This is a genomic window from Variovorax trehalosi (assembly GCF_051216415.1).
Classification (GTDB): domain Bacteria; phylum Pseudomonadota; class Gammaproteobacteria; order Burkholderiales; family Burkholderiaceae_C; genus Variovorax.
The window spans coordinates 193,266-208,096 of record NZ_JBPJZG010000003.1 but is presented as its reverse complement, the minus strand read 5'-3'; the positions used below and the strand labels follow the sequence as shown (position 1 = coordinate 208,096).

The following is a 14,831-nucleotide window of genomic DNA, read 5'->3' as shown; positions in this document are numbered from 1 at the left end:
ACCGTGACCGATACCGCAGACCTTCGACCGGACAGGATGCTCAGCGTGCGCGAGGTGTTCGGCATCGACACCGACCTGCAGGTGCCCGCCTTCACCGAGCGGGACGACCACGTGCCCGAAGTCGATGCGGTCTACCGCTTCAACCCCGACGTGACGCTCGCGATCCTCGCGGGCTTCACGCGCGACCGGCGCGTGATGGTGCAGGGCCTGCACGGCACCGGCAAGTCGACCCACATCGAGCAGGTGGCCGCGCGCCTGAACTGGCCCTGTGTGCGCCTGAACCTCGACGGCCACATCAGCCGGCTCGACCTCGTCGGCAAGGACGCGGTGGTGCTGCGCGAAGGCCAGCAGGTCACCGAGTTCCAGGAAGGCATCGTGCCGTGGTCGCTGCAGCGGCCCGTGGCATTGATCTTCGACGAGTACGACGCGGGCCGGCCCGACGTGATGTTCGTCATCCAGCGCATCCTGGAGCGCGACGGCAAGTTCACGCTGATGGACCAGAACAAGGTGCTGCGGCCGCACCCGTTCTTTCGGCTGTTCGCCACCGCCAACACGGTGGGGCTGGGCAACCTCAACGGCCTGTACCACGGTGCGCAGCGGCTCAACCATGCGCAGATCGACCGGTGGAACATCGTCGCCTCGCTCAACTACCTGCCGGCCGATGAAGAGATCGCGATCGTGCAGGCGCGCGTGCCGTCGCTGGCCGACGATGCGGGCCGCAAGCTCGTCGCAGCGATGGTGGCCGTGGCCGACCTCACGCGCAAGGGCTTCGCGGCGGGCGACCTCTCCACGCTGATGTCGCCACGCACCGTCATCACCTGGGCCGAGAACGTCGAGATCTTCAAGGACCCGGCGCTCGCGTTCCGGCTCTCGTTCGTCAACAAGTGCGACGACGCCGAGCGGCCCTTGGTGGCGGAATACTTCCAGCGCTGCTTCGACCAGGAATTGAAGGAGTCGCACCAGCTGTCGTCGGGCTCGCACGAATGACCGACACGCCTGCATCCGCGAGCGCAATGCAGCGCCGCGTGCGGCAGGAGGAGCAGGTCGCCGAACTCTGCGCGGGCGTGGTGCGGGCCTTCAGCGGCGAGCGCGACCTGCACTTTCGCGGCAAGCGCCTGCACCGTGGGCGCGTGGCGCTGCCGTGGTTCGCGCCGCACCTGCATCCCTCTGCCGACACCGACGACTTCGCCTCGTTCCGCGGCGTGGCCGATGGGCTCGCGCTGCGGCTCACCGTGTCCGATGCGGCATTGCATGAAAGCCTTCGCCCTGAAGAGCCGGTCGAGCGCATGCTGTTCGAGATGTTCGAGCAGTTCCGCGTCGAGGCACTCGCGCCCGAGGTCATGGCCGGCATGCGTCACAACCTGCGGCACCGCCACGAGCAGTGGTCACTCGCCTTCCATCACTCGGGCTTGACCGACACCGCGCGCGGGCTGCTGCTCTATGCGGTCGCGCAGATCTGCCGCGCCCGTGTGAGCGGCCAGCAGGTGGTGGAGGAAACCGAAGACATGCTCGAGGCCACGCGCTTCCATCTGGCACCGCTGATCGGCCACGCACTCGCGGGCCTGCGCCGCGACCGCGATGACCAAGCCGCCTACGCCGTGCACGCGCTCGCCATCGCGCGCACCGTCGCCGCGATGCTGCATGAGGCCGGCGAAGAAAGCGCGGATGTGCGTGATCCGCATGTGGACGACAAACGCAGCGTGTTCATGCTCGTGGCCGACATGGACCGCGAGATCATCGAGCGCTTCACCACTGCCGAATCGGGCCGCAGCGCGGTGATGGAAGAAGCCGGCGGCGCCTACCGCGTCTTCACCACCGCCTACGACCGCGAGCACGACGCCGCCACGCTCGCGCGCAAGGAAGTGCTCGCCGACCACCGCGAAAAGCTCGACCGCCGCATCGCCGGCCAAGGCGTGAACATTGCCCGCCTCGCGCGCGAACTGCGCGCACTGCTGGCCGACCCCACGCGCGACGGCTGGGACGGCGGGCAGGAGGAAGGCCTCATCGACGGCCGCCGGCTCGCGCAGCTCGTCGCCTCCCCGACCGAGCGCCGCCTGTTCCGTACCGAACGCATGGAGCCCGTGGCCGACTGCATGGTGACTTTTCTCATCGACTGCTCGGGCTCGATGAAGGAGCACGCCGAATCGGTCGCGATGATGGTCGACGTGTTCGCGCGTGCGCTCGAGCAGGCAGGGGTGACCAGCGAAGTGCTGGGCTTCACCACCGGCGCATGGACCGGCGGCCGCCCGCAACGCGAGTGGGTGCGCGCCGGCAGGCCTTCCCACCCTGGCCGCCTCAACGAGCGCAGCCACCTCGTCTTCAAGGCCGCGGCCACGCCATGGCGGCGCGCCCGCCCCGCGATGGCCGCGCTGCTGAAGGCCGACCTGTTCCGCGAAGGCATCGACGGCGAGGCGGTCGACTGGGCCTGCGTTCGCCTGCGCGAGCGCCCCGAGGCGCGCAAGCTGCTGCTCGTGATTTCCGACGGCTCGCCGATGGACAGCGCCACGCACCTCGCGAACGACGCGCACTACCTCGACCATCACCTGCGCGACGTGGTCGCGTGCCAGGAGCAGCGCGGCGACATCGAGATCGCGGGCATCGGCGTCGGGCTCGACCTCAGCCCGTACTACAGCCGCAGCCACGTGCTCGACCTGGCCACCTCCACCGGCAACACCATCTTTCGCGAGGTGATCGACTTGATGGCAGGCCGCCACCGCCGTTGAGGCAAGCAAAGGCTGAGGCGTTTTGGATTACATCCAAGTCCCCGATTGACAGATGGCACCCATGGTTCTTACATTGGGTTTCATATCCGGGAACAGCGTTCCGATATTTGGAACACTTCTGAAAGCCTCATGGATTCCACGCTCGCCAAAGGTCTTGCCGCCATCGAATGGATGACGCGCCAGCAGCGCCCCTGCCGCGTCACCGACCTGGCGCAGGCCTTCGGCATGGCGCGCAGCAACGCCCATCGCACGCTGCAAACGCTGGTCGAATGCGGCTGGGCCGTGCAGGACCCGGACACCAGCGCCTACCGCCCGAGCCTGCGCCTGTTCGAACTGGGCGCGCTGGTCGGCGATGCGGCCGACGTCGGCGCGCTGCTGCGGCCGCACCTGGCATCGCTCGCGCAGCAGACGGGCGAGACCATCCACCTCGCGGTGCTCGACGGCGCGGAAATCGTCTACCTCGACAAGTTCGACAGCCCGCTGCCCGTGGCCGCCTACTCGCGCATCGGCGGCCGGGCCGCAGCGTATTGCGTGGCATCGGGCAAGGCGCTGCTGGCTGCGGCAGCGCCCAACGTGTCTGCGCTGCACGAGCGCTTCGGCACGCTGGCCGCCCACACCAAGAACAGCATCACCGACTTCGATGCGCTCCTTCTCGAACTCGAACGCACACGCACGCGCGGCTACGCGGAAAACCGCGAGGAATGGCGCCTGGGCGTCTGCGGCCTGGGCGTGCCGGTGTTCAACGCACGCGGCGAAGCGATCGCGGCCGTCGGCATGAGCGTGCCCTCGATCCGCTTCGCGCGGACCCAGGCGCGTGGCCTTGCCGACCGCCTCATGGCCTGTGCGCGCGACGCGAGCGTGACGCTGGGCTACCGCGCGTCCGCGCTGCCGACATCCACCACAAAGAGAAGGAGACTCGAATGAACCTGTTCCTCGCCCCCTGGCTGCGCGCGGGCCTGTTGGCCGTCACAGCCTTGGCAGCACCTTTCGCCGCGCAGGCGCAAAACGGCAGCGACTATCCGACCAAGCCGATCCGCCTGGTCGTGCCCTACCCGCCCGGCGGCGGCACCGACGTGATCGCGCGCATCGTGCAGGAGCGCTTCTCGACGCTGCTCGGCCAGCAGGTGCTAATCGACAACCGCGGCGGCGCGGCGGGCTCGATCGGCACCGAGGTGGTCGCCAAGTCGCCGCACGATGGCTACACGGTGCTCTTCACGCTCTCCTCGCACACCATCAACCCGGCCATCTACACCAAGCTGAGCTTCGACACTGCGAAAGACTTCGCGCCGGTCGGCCTGGTCGCCTCGCTGCCGCAGATCCTGGTGGCCAACAACCAATTTGCACCGAACACCGTGGCCGAACTCGTCGCGCTCGCCAAGGCCAAGCCCGACAGCATTTCCTTCGCCTCGGTGGGCAACGGCTCTCCCGGGCACCTGGCGGGCGAGCTGCTCAAGCTGCGCACCGGCACGCACATGACCCACATTCCCTACCGAGGCGGCGGCCCGGCCGTGACCGACGTGATGGGCGGGCAGGTGCCGCTCCTGTGGGTGTCGATTCCCGCGGCCGCCCAGTTCGTGAAGGCCGGCAAGCTCAAGGCGCTCGCGGTCTCCACCACCAAGCGCAGCGCTGCTTTCCCCGACGTGCCGACGATGCAGGAGGCCGGTATTCCCGACTTCGACGTCGACTCGTGGTACGCCGTCTTCGTGCCCGCGAAGACGCCGCAGTCCGTCATCGACAAGTTCAACCGCGTGATCAACACGGTGGTGAAAGAACCCGAGATCCGCGAGAAGCTGCTGGCGCAAGGCAGCGAAGGCGTGGGCGGCACGCCCGAACAACTCGGCAAGGTCGTGACGACCGAACTCGTGCGCTGGCAGAAGCTCGCGAAAGAAGCCAGCATCAAAGTCGACTGATCGACACAGACAGATCCATGGAACATTCAACTCCCTCTTCCCCCATCGCCGAACTCGTGGCGCGCGCCCGCGCCGCGCAGCGCATCTACGAAACCTGGTCGCAGGAACAGGTCGACACCGCCGTGATCGCGGCCGGCTGGGCCATCATCGAGCCGGTGCGCAACCGCGAGCTGGCCGAACTGGCCGTGGCCGACACCGGCGTGGGCAACGTCGAGGACAAGGTCCGCAAGAACTACAGAAAGACCTTCGGCCTGCTGCGCGACCTGCACGGCGCGCGCTCGGTCGGCGTGATCGGCGAAGACCCGGCGCGCGGCATCGTAGAAATTGCGCGGCCCGTGGGCGTGGTGTGCGCGGTCACGCCTTCGACCAACCCGGGCGCGACGCCGGCCAACAAGATCATCAATGCACTCAAGGGCCGCAATGCGGTCATCGTCGCGCCCTCGCCCAAGGGCTGGTCCACGGCGGCACGGCTCATCGCATTCATTCACGCGGAGTTCGACCGCATCGGCGCACCGCGCGATCTGGTGCAACTGCTGCCGCAGCCCATCAACAAGCAGGCGACGGCCGAGCTGATGCGCCTGTGCGACCTCGTGGTGGCGACCGGCTCGCAGGCCAACGTGCGCGCCGCGTATGCGAGCGGCACGCCGGCCTTCGGCGTGGGCGCGGGCAACGTGGCGGGCATCGTCGATGAAACGGCCGACGTGAACGCCGCGGCCGAGCGCATCGTGCGCTCCAAGACCTTCGACAACGCGACGAGCTGCTCGTCGGAGAACAGCCTGGTGATCGTCGATGCGGTGCGCGCCTCGATGCTCGCCGCGCTCAAGGACCGCGGCGCCGTCATGCTCGCCGCCGCGCAGAAGGCCACGCTGCAATCGCTGATGTGGCCCGAGGGCAAGCTCTCGGCCGCCGTCATCGGCCAGTCGGCGCGCACGATCGCGGAACGGGCGGCGCAAGTCGATGGCGCCAACCGCGAAGGCTGGCTCGCCATTGCCGCCACCGACCCGCGCATCCTCATGGTGGCCGAAGACGGCGTGGGCCACGACCATCCGTTCTCGGGCGAGAAGCTGAGCCCCGTGCTCGCCATCTACGCCGCGCGCGACTTCGAAGAAGCGGCAGCCACGGTCGAGCGCATCTACGCCTACGAAGGCGCGGGCCACTCGGTCGGCCTGCACAGTGCCGTGCCCGAACGCGCGACGACGCTGGGCCTCCAGCTACCGGTATCGCGCGTGATCGTCGACCAGGCGCACTGCATCGCCACCGGGGGCAGCTTCGACAACGGCCTGCCCTTCTCGCTCTCGATGGGATGCGGCACCTGGGGCAAGAACAATTTTTCCGACAACATGAATTACCGGCACTACCTGAACATCACGCGCGTGTCGCGGCCGATTCCGGAGAAGGTGCCGAGCGAAGACGATATCTTCGGCGCGTACTTCGCCAGGCACGGAGCGAAATGAGCGGCGCTGCAGCCTCCACGGTCCATGCACTGATCGAGCGGCAGGCAGCGCAGCAGCCGCACGCGGTGTACGCCCGCAGCACCGAGAGCGAGCGCCACATCACCTACGGCGAACTCGCACGCGGTTGCCGTCGCGTGGCAGGTGTGCTGGCCCGGCATGCAAAGCCCGGAGAGACCATCTCCGTGGTCATGCCCAACGGCCTGCAGACACTGCGCCTGCTGCTGGGCGCGATGCACGCGGGCTACTGCGTGAACCCGGTCAACCTGCTGTCGCAGCCCGAGCAGATGCGCTATGTGCTCGCGCACTCCGACTGCCGTGTGGTCTGCGTGGCGCCCGAATGGGAGGCGCGGGTACACGACATCGTGCAGGCCTTCGACCGGCCGGTGACGGTGATCGTGGTCGATCCGGAGGCCGAAGCGCTGCCGGGCGAAACCGAAGCCACGTCCGATGCGCCACCGCCCGCCGCCGACGCCGTCGCGCTGCTGATGTACACCTCCGGCACCACCGGCATGCCCAAGGGCGTGATGCTGTCGCAGCGCAACCTCGCGGCCAATGCGCATGCCATCAGTGCCGAGCACGCGCTGCAGCCTGCGGACCGCGTGCTCGCGGTGCTGCCGCTCTATCACATCAACGCGTTCGCCGTGACCATGCTCGCCCCGCTCGCGCATGGCGGCAGCCTCGCGATGCCGCCGAAATTCTCGGCCGGCCGCTTCTGGGAACAGGCGACGCAGACGCAGTGCAGCTGGATCAACGTGGTGCCCACCATGATCTCGTACCTGCTCGAAGGCCCGAAGCCGCCGCTTGCGCAAACGCTGGCGATCCGCTTCTGCCGCTCGGCCTCGGCGGCGCTCCCGCCCGAGCACCACCGCGCCTTCGAGCAGATGTTCGGCATCGGCATCGTCGAGACCATGGGCCTCACCGAAACCGCGGCGCCCTCGTTCTCCAACCCGATGGACCCAGCCGCGCGCAAGCTCGGTTCGGTGGGACGCGCCTCGGGCTGCATGGCCGGTGTGGTCGATGCGCAGCTGGCGGCCGTGCCCGACGGCACGACCGGCGAGCTCGTGATCCGCGGGCCGAACGTGATGCTCGGCTATTACAAGAACGAAGAGGCCACGCGCGCGAGCTTCACGCCCGACGGATGGCTGCGCACCGGCGACCTCGGCCATCGCGACGCGGACGGCTTCTTCTTCGTCACCGGCCGCATCAAGGAACTGATCATCAAGGGCGGCGAGAACATCGCGCCACGCGAGATCGACGAGGCGCTGCTGCAGCACCCCGCCGTGCTCGAGGCCGCGGCCGTGGGCGTGCCCGACCGCCACTACGGCCAGGAGATCGGCGTGTGCATCGTGCTGCGCGAAGGCTGCGCCTGCACCGAAGACGAGCTGCGCGCCTTCAGCGCCACCACGCTCGGCCGCTACAAGACGCCGGGCCACTACCGCTTCGTCGCCGATCTGCCGCGGGGGCCTTCGGGCAAGGTGCAGCGCCTGAAGCTGCTGCCGCTCTTCGAGGAATGACGGCGGCCGAACTGCTGGTTCCGCCGCTCGCGCCGGCACTGCTCGCCTACAGCCTCTGCGTGGTGTTCGCGGCCGGCATCGTGCGCGGCTTCGCGGGCTTCGGTTTCTCTGCCATCACGGTGGCGGGCATGTCGCTGGTGGTGTCGCCCGCGCTCGTGGTGCCGGCCATCTTCATGCTCGAGATCCTCGCGAGCCTGAGCCAGCTGCGCGGTATCGCGCGCGATGTCGACATGCCCTGGCTCAGCTGGTTGATGGTGGGCAACCTGATCTGCATCCCCCTCGGCGTGGCGCTGCTCGCGTGGCTGCCCGAGACGCCCCTGCGCCTTCTGATCGGCGCGCTGCTGATGGCCGCTGCGTTGCTGCTGCGCGGCGGCGCGCATGTCACGCTCGTGCCCACGCGCGGCGTGCGGCTCGCGGCGGGGCTGGCCTCGGGCTTCATCAACGGCGTGGCGGCCATTGGCGGCATCGCCATCGCGGTGCTGTTGAGCACGGCGAAGATGGCGCCGGCCGCATTGCGCGCCACGCTGATCGCGCTGCTGCTCTTCAGCGATGTGGTGTCGCTGGTGGCCGCCGCGCTCATGCCATCTTCCGCGCATGCGTCGGGCAACCTGCTCGGACCCGCCACGCTCAAGTGGGCGGTGTGGCTCGCGCCCGCGATGCTGGCGGGCATCTGGTGGGGGCAGCGCTCGTTCAAGGGCGTGTCGCCCGAGCAGTTCAGGAAGCACGTGCTGAACCTGCTGATCGTGCTGGCCACCGTCAGCGTGCTGCGTTCGCTCTTCAGCCTGCTGGCCTGAAACGCCGTTCCATCGACCTGCATTCGCAGGCCGCAGACCTCCTCTTTCATCCCTTCCCTTTTTCGAAGTGACTTTCGGCATGTGTCTTTCGACACGTGTCCTTCGGCACTGGCACGACGCCCCCGTGTTCCGCACCATCGGGCAGCCCTGCCGGCTGGCGATTCGAGCCTGCGACACGGCTCAACAAATCGTTTATCAAAGAGAGGGGATCATCATGAAATTCAAACCATGGGCGGCCACTGCAGCTGTCCTGGCCGCACTGACCGTCGCGGCCTGCGGAGGCGGAGGTGGCGGCGACGTGAACTACCCGCCGATCATCCTCCCACCACCGGACAACAACCCGCCGCCACCACCGCCACCTCAGCAACAGAAAGCCAAGGTCACCGGCCGCGTCACGAACGCGATCAGCGGCGAAGGCGTCGGCCAGGTCACGGTAAGCACCGGTTCGTTGTCCGCCGTCACCGCCGACGACGGCAGCTACACCCTCACCGAGATCACACCCGCCAGCTCGGTGCTGCTGAGCTTCAACAAGGCCGGCATGGTGCCGCAGAGCCGCGCCACCGCCGCACTGTCGGGCTCGGGTTCCTCGACCGTCATCAACATCCCGATGCTGCCGGTGGCGGTCACGGTGAACTTCGACCCGCAGGCCGCGTACGACGTCGTCGTGCCGGGCTCGACCGCCATGGTCCGGCTGCGCGCGAACTCGCTGCGCCGCGCCGACGGCAGCGCGCCCACCGGCCCTGCGACCGCGCGCGTCACGCCCATCGCTCCCGCGAGCGACGTCAACGTGATGCCCGGCAACTACCTCGCCGGTACGGACGGTGGCGCCGCACCGATCGAGAGCTTCGGCGCGCTGGACGCCAGCTTCGTCGATGCGGACGGTGCACCGCTGAACCTTGCGGCCGGCATGGACGCCACGCTGCGCATCGCGCCCTCGTCGCGCGCCACGGTGCTGCCGCCGAGCGTGCCGCTCTTCCACTACAACACCACCACCGGTTTGTGGGTGCAGGAAGGCACGGCCACGCTGCAGGGCACGGCACCCTCGCAGTACTACGAAGGTACGGTCACGCACTTCACGACCTGGAACGCGGACCAGATCTACAACACCGTGCGCATCAACGGCTGCGTGCAGAACGCGGCCGGCGAACGGGTGGGCGGCGCACTGGTCGCAAGCGAAGGCAAGACCTACACCGGCCTGGCCACCGCACTGACCAACGCGAACGGCGAGTTCTCGGTGGCGGTGAAACGCGCGAGCGAGGCCTACGTCATCGCCAACACCGCGACCGAAGTCTCCAACGCGCCCACGGTGACCGTCGGCGACGAAGACGTCTCGCTGGGTGCCTGCCTGACGCTCACGCGCTCGGCCGTGTCGGTCAAGCTGACCTGGGGAGCGCGCCCCCTGGACCTGGATTCGTACACCTTCGGTGCGAACGCCGACGAGCTGGTGTACTTCGAGGAAAAGGGCTCGCTCACCGAGGCGCCGTTCATCGGCCTGGATGTGGACGACCAGTTCAGCTTCGGCCCCGAGGTCACCACGTTCGCGAAACTCGCGAAGAACCGCACCTACCGGTTCATCGTGCACAACTATTCCGACACCTTCGACCCGGGACAGACGGGCTCACCGGCACGGGTAGAGGTGGCCAACCGCGGCGCGCAGTCGATCTTCACGCCGCCGGCCGGCGAGACCTCGTCGACGCGAATCTGGCATGTGTTCGACATGACCACCGATGCGAATTGCCAGGCGACCATCGTCCCCGTGCAGCAGTTCCTGGCCGACCCGCCCGCGCCGATCAACACCGACAACAACGCGCAGTACTGCAACTAGCAGGTGCATGACGACAGGTGCATGGCCCGACGGGCTATGCTCCTTCGCCATGAGTCCGCCCACCGCCACCTCTTCATCCCGGAAGAGCCTGGCCGTGGGCATTTTTCTTTTTTGGCTGGCGGCATCGGACGCCGCGTCGGCAGCGACCTGCCTGGACACCGCCACGCAGATTCCGTCGCCCTCCCGCGCACTCGCGATGGCGACCTTCGCGCAGCAGGAGCACCAGGCTTTCGGCGCACAGACGATGGACGCCGAAGGCCGTCTCACCTTTGCCGGCGATGCCGAAGCCGAAGACATCCGCCGCGCACCGCAGAACCTCGCGCCGTGGCAGCACGTGCTCGGCTACTGGCAGGCGACCGGCGTGCGCCTTCGCGGCACCGACCCGGATACCACGCCTGACTCGTCCGAGCCGCAATCCATCGACAACGCATTGAGCCGCGTCGCGGTGATCGATGCGCCGTGGTCCGCAGCTTTCATCAGCTGGATCGCGCAGCGGGCCGGGCTCGGCGCGGACGAGTTCGTTTTCTCGGAAGCGCATGCCGACTACGCGGGCGCCGCATGGAAAGCGGGCCTCGACGAAGCCGCGAACCGACCGACACGCTACGCGATGCGCGCCTGCGACCTGATGGGCACGCCGCCGCGCATCGGCGATCTCGTCTGCCAGGCACGCGGCACCGGCGCGGGCTACGACACCTTCGAGCGAATCGGCGAAGTGCTGGCGCAGCGCCCTACGGGCGGCGAGGCGCTGCCCATGCATTGCGATGTGGTGGTGGGCGTCGATGCCACAGGCTTCGACACCGTGGGCGGCAACGTGATCCAGTCGGTCACCTTGCGGCGGCTGGCGTTCGCGCCCGGCACGAAGTTGCTGGATCCGAGCTACCTGCCCGAAGGATGCACGGCCGGTGTGCCCGGCTGCATCGACCGCCACATGAGCCGCCAGCCCTGGTCGCTGTTGCTGCAGTGGCGCTGAAAGGGCGAGGCCCTTCTGTCTTACCGGTAATAAGCCTCGACCGTGCCTTTGAGCTTCAGCAGCAGCGGGTAGCCCTTGCGGTCCACCGCCTTGCCTGCCGGCACCTTGATCCAGCCTTCGCTGATGCAGTACTCCTCCACATCGAGCCGTTCCTTGCCGTTGAAGCGGATGCCGATGGGGAACTCGAACACGGCCGCCACGTGGTGCGGGCTGCGCGCATCGGTGGAGAGGTGATCGGGAAGGGGCGGGCGGGAAGTTTCTTCGGTCATGGGAATCTGGATTTTCGGGAACGACCCGAATGATAAGGACCTCGCAGCGCAGCCCTTCTAGCGCCGCTTTTTCCAGGGCTTGGGCGGCGGCTTCGGTCCGGCACCGAGGGCTGCACGCGCCAGTGCATCGGCTTCGCTGTTTCGGTGACGCGGAATCCATTGCACGCTGGCTTCGTCAAAGGTGCCGAGCAACGCGCGCGCGTCGTCGAACAACGGTGCCAGCCGCGCGATCGGCCGGGCATCGGCCGCACCCAGCTGCTCGACCAGGATGCTGTTGTCGCTGTAGGCCACCACGGCGCTGGCGCCGCGGGCGCGCAGTTCCTTCAGGGCCAGGGTCAGCGCCCGCAGCTCGGCCTCGTTGTTGCAGCCGATCGTGTGCGTGGCCTGCGAGAGCAGGTGGCGCGTGCCGTCGGGCTGCGTGATGACCGCGCCGATGCCCATGCGGCCCGGGTTGGGCATGGCGCTGCCGTCGCAATGGACGGTCCAGTGGCGCGGGCGCTCCGGCGCGGAAGCGAAAAGAGTCATGGATCGAATACAGGGCCGGCGCCCCGTCAGCCTTCAGCAGTTGTTGCGCTTGATGCCCGCGAGGTTCTGGCACGGCCGCTGCCCGGGCGGCGGCCCCGGATCGCGCACGCGGGGCGGACGATGAGCGTGGCGCTGCGGTCCGTCGTAGTAAGGCTCGGGCCCCAGGATGTAGACCGGCGGATCGGCCGGCGGCGCCTCGGCGACCGGGTGGCGCGGAATGATCGCCGGCCCCGAAGGCGTGGCGACCGGCGGCGGTGTGTAGGCCGGCTGGCGCGATTCCTCGGCCTGCGGGCGCGAAACCGGCGCGGGCACCGGCGGCGGAGGCGTCTCGTCGATGGCCACCTGCCGCGACTGCCTGGTGTCCGTCGGGCACTTGCCGTCGGTGTACGAGATCTTGCCGTTGGCGTCGGTGCAGCGCACCACGTCCGCATTCGCGGCCAGGGCGGCGAACAAGAGCGGAATCAGAGCGAGGGAAGTGCGCATGGGGCGGTTCTAACAGATCGTGCACAAATTCCCAATCGGAGACGGCGCTGTCGTATCGTTGCGGCTGCGGCCATTTCCGCCCCTTCCACCACCCGCGATGCGCTCCGCCACTTCCTTCGAAATTGCCCTTGCCGACCTGCCGCGAAGCGCGGGCTCCCCGCTCTTCGAACGGCTGCGCACCTCGGTGAGCCGGGTGACCCGCCGCACCCCGCTGGCGCACGAAGCCGCGCGCTGGCACACGCACGCCATCGGCGGCGTCGAGCGGCGCTTTGCACAACCCATCACCTTCACGCCGTACGCATCCGTGCACCCCTGCTCTGCACGCTGCAGCTTCTGCTCGGAGAACCTGCGCAAGACCGATGGCGGAACACCGGCCTCGCGGCTGCGGCCCGCGCCCGATTACTTCGACGGCCTGTCTCGCGCGCTGCGGGCCTTGCGCGGCGTGCCGCTCTCGTGGTCGCTCTCGGGCCTCGAAACGAGCGACGATGCCGACTGGATGCTTCGGTTGCTCCACACGCTGACCGCGAGCGAAAGCGACGGCCCGGTCGTCGAAGACCGGGTGCTCTACACCAACGGCGCCGGCTTCGCCGCACCGCAAGGCGAGGTGCTGCGGCGCGCGCTGCAAAGCTTCGGGCTGAGCTGGCTGGAGCTGTCTCGCCATCACCATGAGGGCGCGATCAACCAGTCCATCATGCGGTTCCGGCCCGAGGTCGCGGTCGGCGATCAGGCCGCGTTCGAACACACGGCGCGGCAGCTGGCCGACGCGGTTCCGCTGCGTCTCATATGCATCCTGCAACGCGGCGGCATCGCGCAACCGCAGGACGTAGCGACGTACCTCTCGTGGGCACGGCAATGCGGCGCTGGCACCGTCGTCTTCCGCGAGTTCTCGCGCCTGGACGACGGCTACCGCGACAACGCCACCGCGCGCTACCTGCGCGCAGAACGCGTGTCGATGGACGCTCTGCTGACCGCCTGCCTCGACGACCCCGAGGTCTCGCGCGGATGGACGCTCGAAGGCCTCACCGAGGGCTACTACTTCTGGAACCTGCGCCTTCGCACCGAGCGCGGGCTGAACGTCGTCTTCGAAAGCGCCGACTACGGCGCGATGCATGAACGCCATGCGACCGGCGACATCTACAAGCTCGTCTACTTTGCCGACGGCCAGCTCTGCGCCGGCTGGGAGCCGGGACACGACGTGCTGCTCGACACCCGCACCGAACAGGCCCTTGCCCATGGCTAGTCACAGCTGGTTGATGCTCGACCGCGAATCGCCGCGCCACCGGCTGCCGGACGACCTGCGCGCCCGAGACCCGATGGGCGGTCGCGATTGCGGATGGGTCGAGCAGATGCTGCCGTTCGTGCGTCAGTTCTCGCAGCCGGGTGACACGGTGTTCGATCCATTCGCGGGCTTTGGCACGACCTTGCTGGCGGCGCGTCTCGAAGGCCGGTTGGCTTCAGGCTGCGAGGTCGATGCAGGCCGCATCGACCTCATCCGAGAGCGACTGGCGCGTCACGAACTCGCGCACGGCACGACGCTGCTGCACGGCTCATGCGATGCGCTTGAAGACGCCGCGCTGCCGCCCTTCGATCTCTGCCTCACCAATGTGCCCTACTTCGGCTACCGCTGGACCGGTGCACCGTGGGCCTCCCAGCTCTACGACAGCCAGAGCTACACCCAGCACCTCGACGGCCTGCGCAACGTGTTCCACCGCGTCCGCGCAGGGTTGCCCGAAGGCGGCGCCTGCATCGCGATGGTGGAGAACATCCGCCTCGGCGCTCGCGTGCTGCCTCTGGCCTTCGACCTCGCGCGCATCCTTGGCTCGCTCTTCGTCATGGAAGAAGAGCGCGTGCTCGTCTATCCGCACGATGACCAGAAAAACGAATCCGATGCACGCACCGACCGGCGCCATGAATACGCACTGGTCTTCCACAAGCAGCGCGAGCGCATCGACCTGCAAGCCACCGCCGCATTGCTCGACACCTTGCGCGCACAAGGACACGCCTTCACCTTGCTCGGCAGCTTCGCGCGATGGCAGCAAGACCCGCAAGGCACACCACCCGCAGACGCCGACATCCGCGTCGATGCCGATCCGCAGCGCCTCGACGCCCTGCTGCAATCGCTGCGCGCGCAAGGCTTCGCACTGACGAGCTGGGGCGATCCCGTCGCGCTCCCACTGCACCTCGACAGCTACCGCGGCCGCTACTACTTCCGCGCCGACCGCGTCGACAGCCAAGGCGCATTGATCCGCCTGGACATCTGCTACGAGCAGTGAGCGCCGCGCTCAATCGGCCGGCACAACGACAGCGCTCTGTGCGCGCAGGGCATCGGGTGCTCCCCGCAGCGAAATCAAGGAGGAGGCCGCA

Annotated in this window: 14 protein-coding genes; 11 read left to right on the top strand and 3 right to left on the bottom strand. The window is 68.3% G+C overall.

What is annotated here, in order from left to right; genetic code table 11:
• Positions 1–3: 3 nt before the first annotated feature.
• From ACSFA7_RS12950 to ACSFA7_RS12910, 9 genes are all read left to right on the top strand, one after another.
• Positions 4–987, top strand: coding sequence for an AAA family ATPase (locus tag ACSFA7_RS12950; RefSeq protein WP_435499741.1), 984 nt, complete (start codon positions 4–6; stop codon positions 985–987).
• Positions 984–2,723 carry a cobaltochelatase CobT-related protein gene (locus tag ACSFA7_RS12945; protein WP_435499740.1) on the top strand — a complete coding sequence of 580 codons (1,740 nt, stop codon included), beginning with the start codon at positions 984–986 and terminating at the stop codon, positions 2,721–2,723. The genes ACSFA7_RS12950 and ACSFA7_RS12945 overlap by 4 nt, the downstream gene beginning before the upstream one ends.
• 129 nt (positions 2,724–2,852) lie before the next feature.
• A complete protein-coding gene (locus tag ACSFA7_RS12940) occupies positions 2,853–3,647 on the top strand; it encodes an IclR family transcriptional regulator (protein WP_435499739.1) in 795 nt (264 codons plus the stop codon).
• The gene (locus tag ACSFA7_RS12935; protein WP_435499738.1) at positions 3,644–4,633 is read left to right on the top strand and encodes a tripartite tricarboxylate transporter substrate binding protein; all 990 of its coding nucleotides are present in this window, start codon (positions 3,644–3,646) and stop codon (positions 4,631–4,633) included. Before ACSFA7_RS12940 ends, ACSFA7_RS12935 begins: the two co-directional genes overlap by 4 nt.
• A gap of 17 nt (positions 4,634–4,650) precedes the next feature.
• Positions 4,651–6,087 carry an acylating sulfoacetaldehyde dehydrogenase gene (gene sauS / locus ACSFA7_RS12930; protein WP_435499737.1) on the top strand — a complete coding sequence of 479 codons (1,437 nt, stop codon included), beginning with the start codon at positions 4,651–4,653 and terminating at the stop codon, positions 6,085–6,087.
• Positions 6,084–7,601, top strand: a complete 1,518-nt coding sequence (locus ACSFA7_RS12925; protein ID WP_435499736.1) for an AMP-binding protein — start codon at positions 6,084–6,086, stop codon at positions 7,599–7,601. The genes sauS and ACSFA7_RS12925 overlap by 4 nt, the downstream gene beginning before the upstream one ends.
• Positions 7,598–8,395, top strand: a complete 798-nt coding sequence (locus ACSFA7_RS12920; RefSeq protein ID WP_435499735.1) for a TSUP family transporter — start codon at positions 7,598–7,600, stop codon at positions 8,393–8,395. The genes ACSFA7_RS12925 and ACSFA7_RS12920 overlap by 4 nt, the downstream gene beginning before the upstream one ends.
• A 214-nt stretch (positions 8,396–8,609) precedes the next feature.
• Positions 8,610–10,220 carry a hypothetical protein gene (locus ACSFA7_RS12915; protein ID WP_435499734.1) on the top strand — a complete coding sequence of 537 codons (1,611 nt, stop codon included), beginning with the start codon at positions 8,610–8,612 and terminating at the stop codon, positions 10,218–10,220.
• Positions 10,221–10,269: 49 nt separating this feature from the next.
• The gene (locus ACSFA7_RS12910) at positions 10,270–11,190 is read left to right on the top strand and encodes a DUF2272 domain-containing protein (RefSeq protein ID WP_435499733.1); all 921 of its coding nucleotides are present in this window, start codon (positions 10,270–10,272) and stop codon (positions 11,188–11,190) included.
• 20 nt (positions 11,191–11,210) lie between these two features.
• Here ACSFA7_RS12910 and ACSFA7_RS12905 read toward each other — a convergent pair whose 3' ends face one another.
• Genes ACSFA7_RS12905 through ACSFA7_RS12895 form a run of 3 tightly spaced genes read right to left on the bottom strand, consistent with a single transcriptional unit; the run spans position 11,211 to position 12,467 of the window.
• Positions 11,211–11,459, bottom strand: coding sequence for a DUF3297 family protein (locus ACSFA7_RS12905; protein ID WP_042582123.1), 249 nt, complete (start codon positions 11,457–11,459; stop codon positions 11,211–11,213).
• Positions 11,460–11,516: 57 nt separating this feature from the next.
• Positions 11,517–11,984 carry a ribonuclease HI family protein gene (locus ACSFA7_RS12900; RefSeq protein ID WP_435499732.1) on the bottom strand — a complete coding sequence of 156 codons (468 nt, stop codon included), beginning with the start codon at positions 11,982–11,984 and terminating at the stop codon, positions 11,517–11,519.
• A 33-nt stretch (positions 11,985–12,017) separates the two neighbouring features.
• A complete protein-coding gene (locus ACSFA7_RS12895) occupies positions 12,018–12,467 on the bottom strand; it encodes a DUF4124 domain-containing protein (protein ID WP_435499731.1) in 450 nt (149 codons plus the stop codon).
• A gap of 97 nt (positions 12,468–12,564) precedes the next feature.
• Between ACSFA7_RS12895 and ACSFA7_RS12890 the strand changes: the two genes are divergently transcribed.
• Entirely contained in the window at positions 12,565–13,707 is a 1,143-nt protein-coding gene (locus ACSFA7_RS12890; RefSeq protein WP_435499730.1) for a hypothetical protein, read from the top strand.
• Positions 13,700–14,740 carry a DNA methyltransferase gene (locus tag ACSFA7_RS12885; protein ID WP_435499729.1) on the top strand — a complete coding sequence of 347 codons (1,041 nt, stop codon included), beginning with the start codon at positions 13,700–13,702 and terminating at the stop codon, positions 14,738–14,740. The genes ACSFA7_RS12890 and ACSFA7_RS12885 overlap by 8 nt, the downstream gene beginning before the upstream one ends.
• Positions 14,741–14,831: the final 91 nt, after the last annotated feature.

Bases quoted from the DNA above. Each gene is read 5' to 3' on its own strand.
- ACSFA7_RS12900 (WP_435499732.1), bottom strand. From the start codon at position 11,984: ATGACTCTTTTCGCTTCCGCGCCGGAGCGCCCGCGCCACTGGACCGTC.
- sauS (WP_435499737.1), top strand. From the start codon at position 4,651: ATGGAACATTCAACTCCCTCTTCCCCCATCGCCGAACTCGTGGCGCGC.
- ACSFA7_RS12935 (WP_435499738.1), top strand. From the start codon at position 3,644: ATGAACCTGTTCCTCGCCCCCTGGCTGCGCGCGGGCCTGTTGGCCGTC.
- ACSFA7_RS12885 (WP_435499729.1), top strand. From the start codon at position 13,700: ATGGCTAGTCACAGCTGGTTGATGCTCGACCGCGAATCGCCGCGCCAC.
- ACSFA7_RS12910 (WP_435499733.1), top strand. From the start codon at position 10,270: ATGAGTCCGCCCACCGCCACCTCTTCATCCCGGAAGAGCCTGGCCGTG.
- ACSFA7_RS12905 (WP_042582123.1), bottom strand. From the start codon at position 11,459: ATGACCGAAGAAACTTCCCGCCCGCCCCTTCCCGATCACCTCTCCACC.
- ACSFA7_RS12945 (WP_435499740.1), top strand. From the start codon at position 984: ATGACCGACACGCCTGCATCCGCGAGCGCAATGCAGCGCCGCGTGCGG.
- ACSFA7_RS12925 (WP_435499736.1), top strand. From the start codon at position 6,084: ATGAGCGGCGCTGCAGCCTCCACGGTCCATGCACTGATCGAGCGGCAG.
- ACSFA7_RS12920 (WP_435499735.1), top strand. From the start codon at position 7,598: ATGACGGCGGCCGAACTGCTGGTTCCGCCGCTCGCGCCGGCACTGCTC.
- ACSFA7_RS12890 (WP_435499730.1), top strand. From the start codon at position 12,565: ATGCGCTCCGCCACTTCCTTCGAAATTGCCCTTGCCGACCTGCCGCGA.
- ACSFA7_RS12895 (WP_435499731.1), bottom strand. From the start codon at position 12,467: ATGCGCACTTCCCTCGCTCTGATTCCGCTCTTGTTCGCCGCCCTGGCC.
- ACSFA7_RS12940 (WP_435499739.1), top strand. From the start codon at position 2,853: ATGGATTCCACGCTCGCCAAAGGTCTTGCCGCCATCGAATGGATGACG.
- ACSFA7_RS12915 (WP_435499734.1), top strand. From the start codon at position 8,610: ATGAAATTCAAACCATGGGCGGCCACTGCAGCTGTCCTGGCCGCACTG.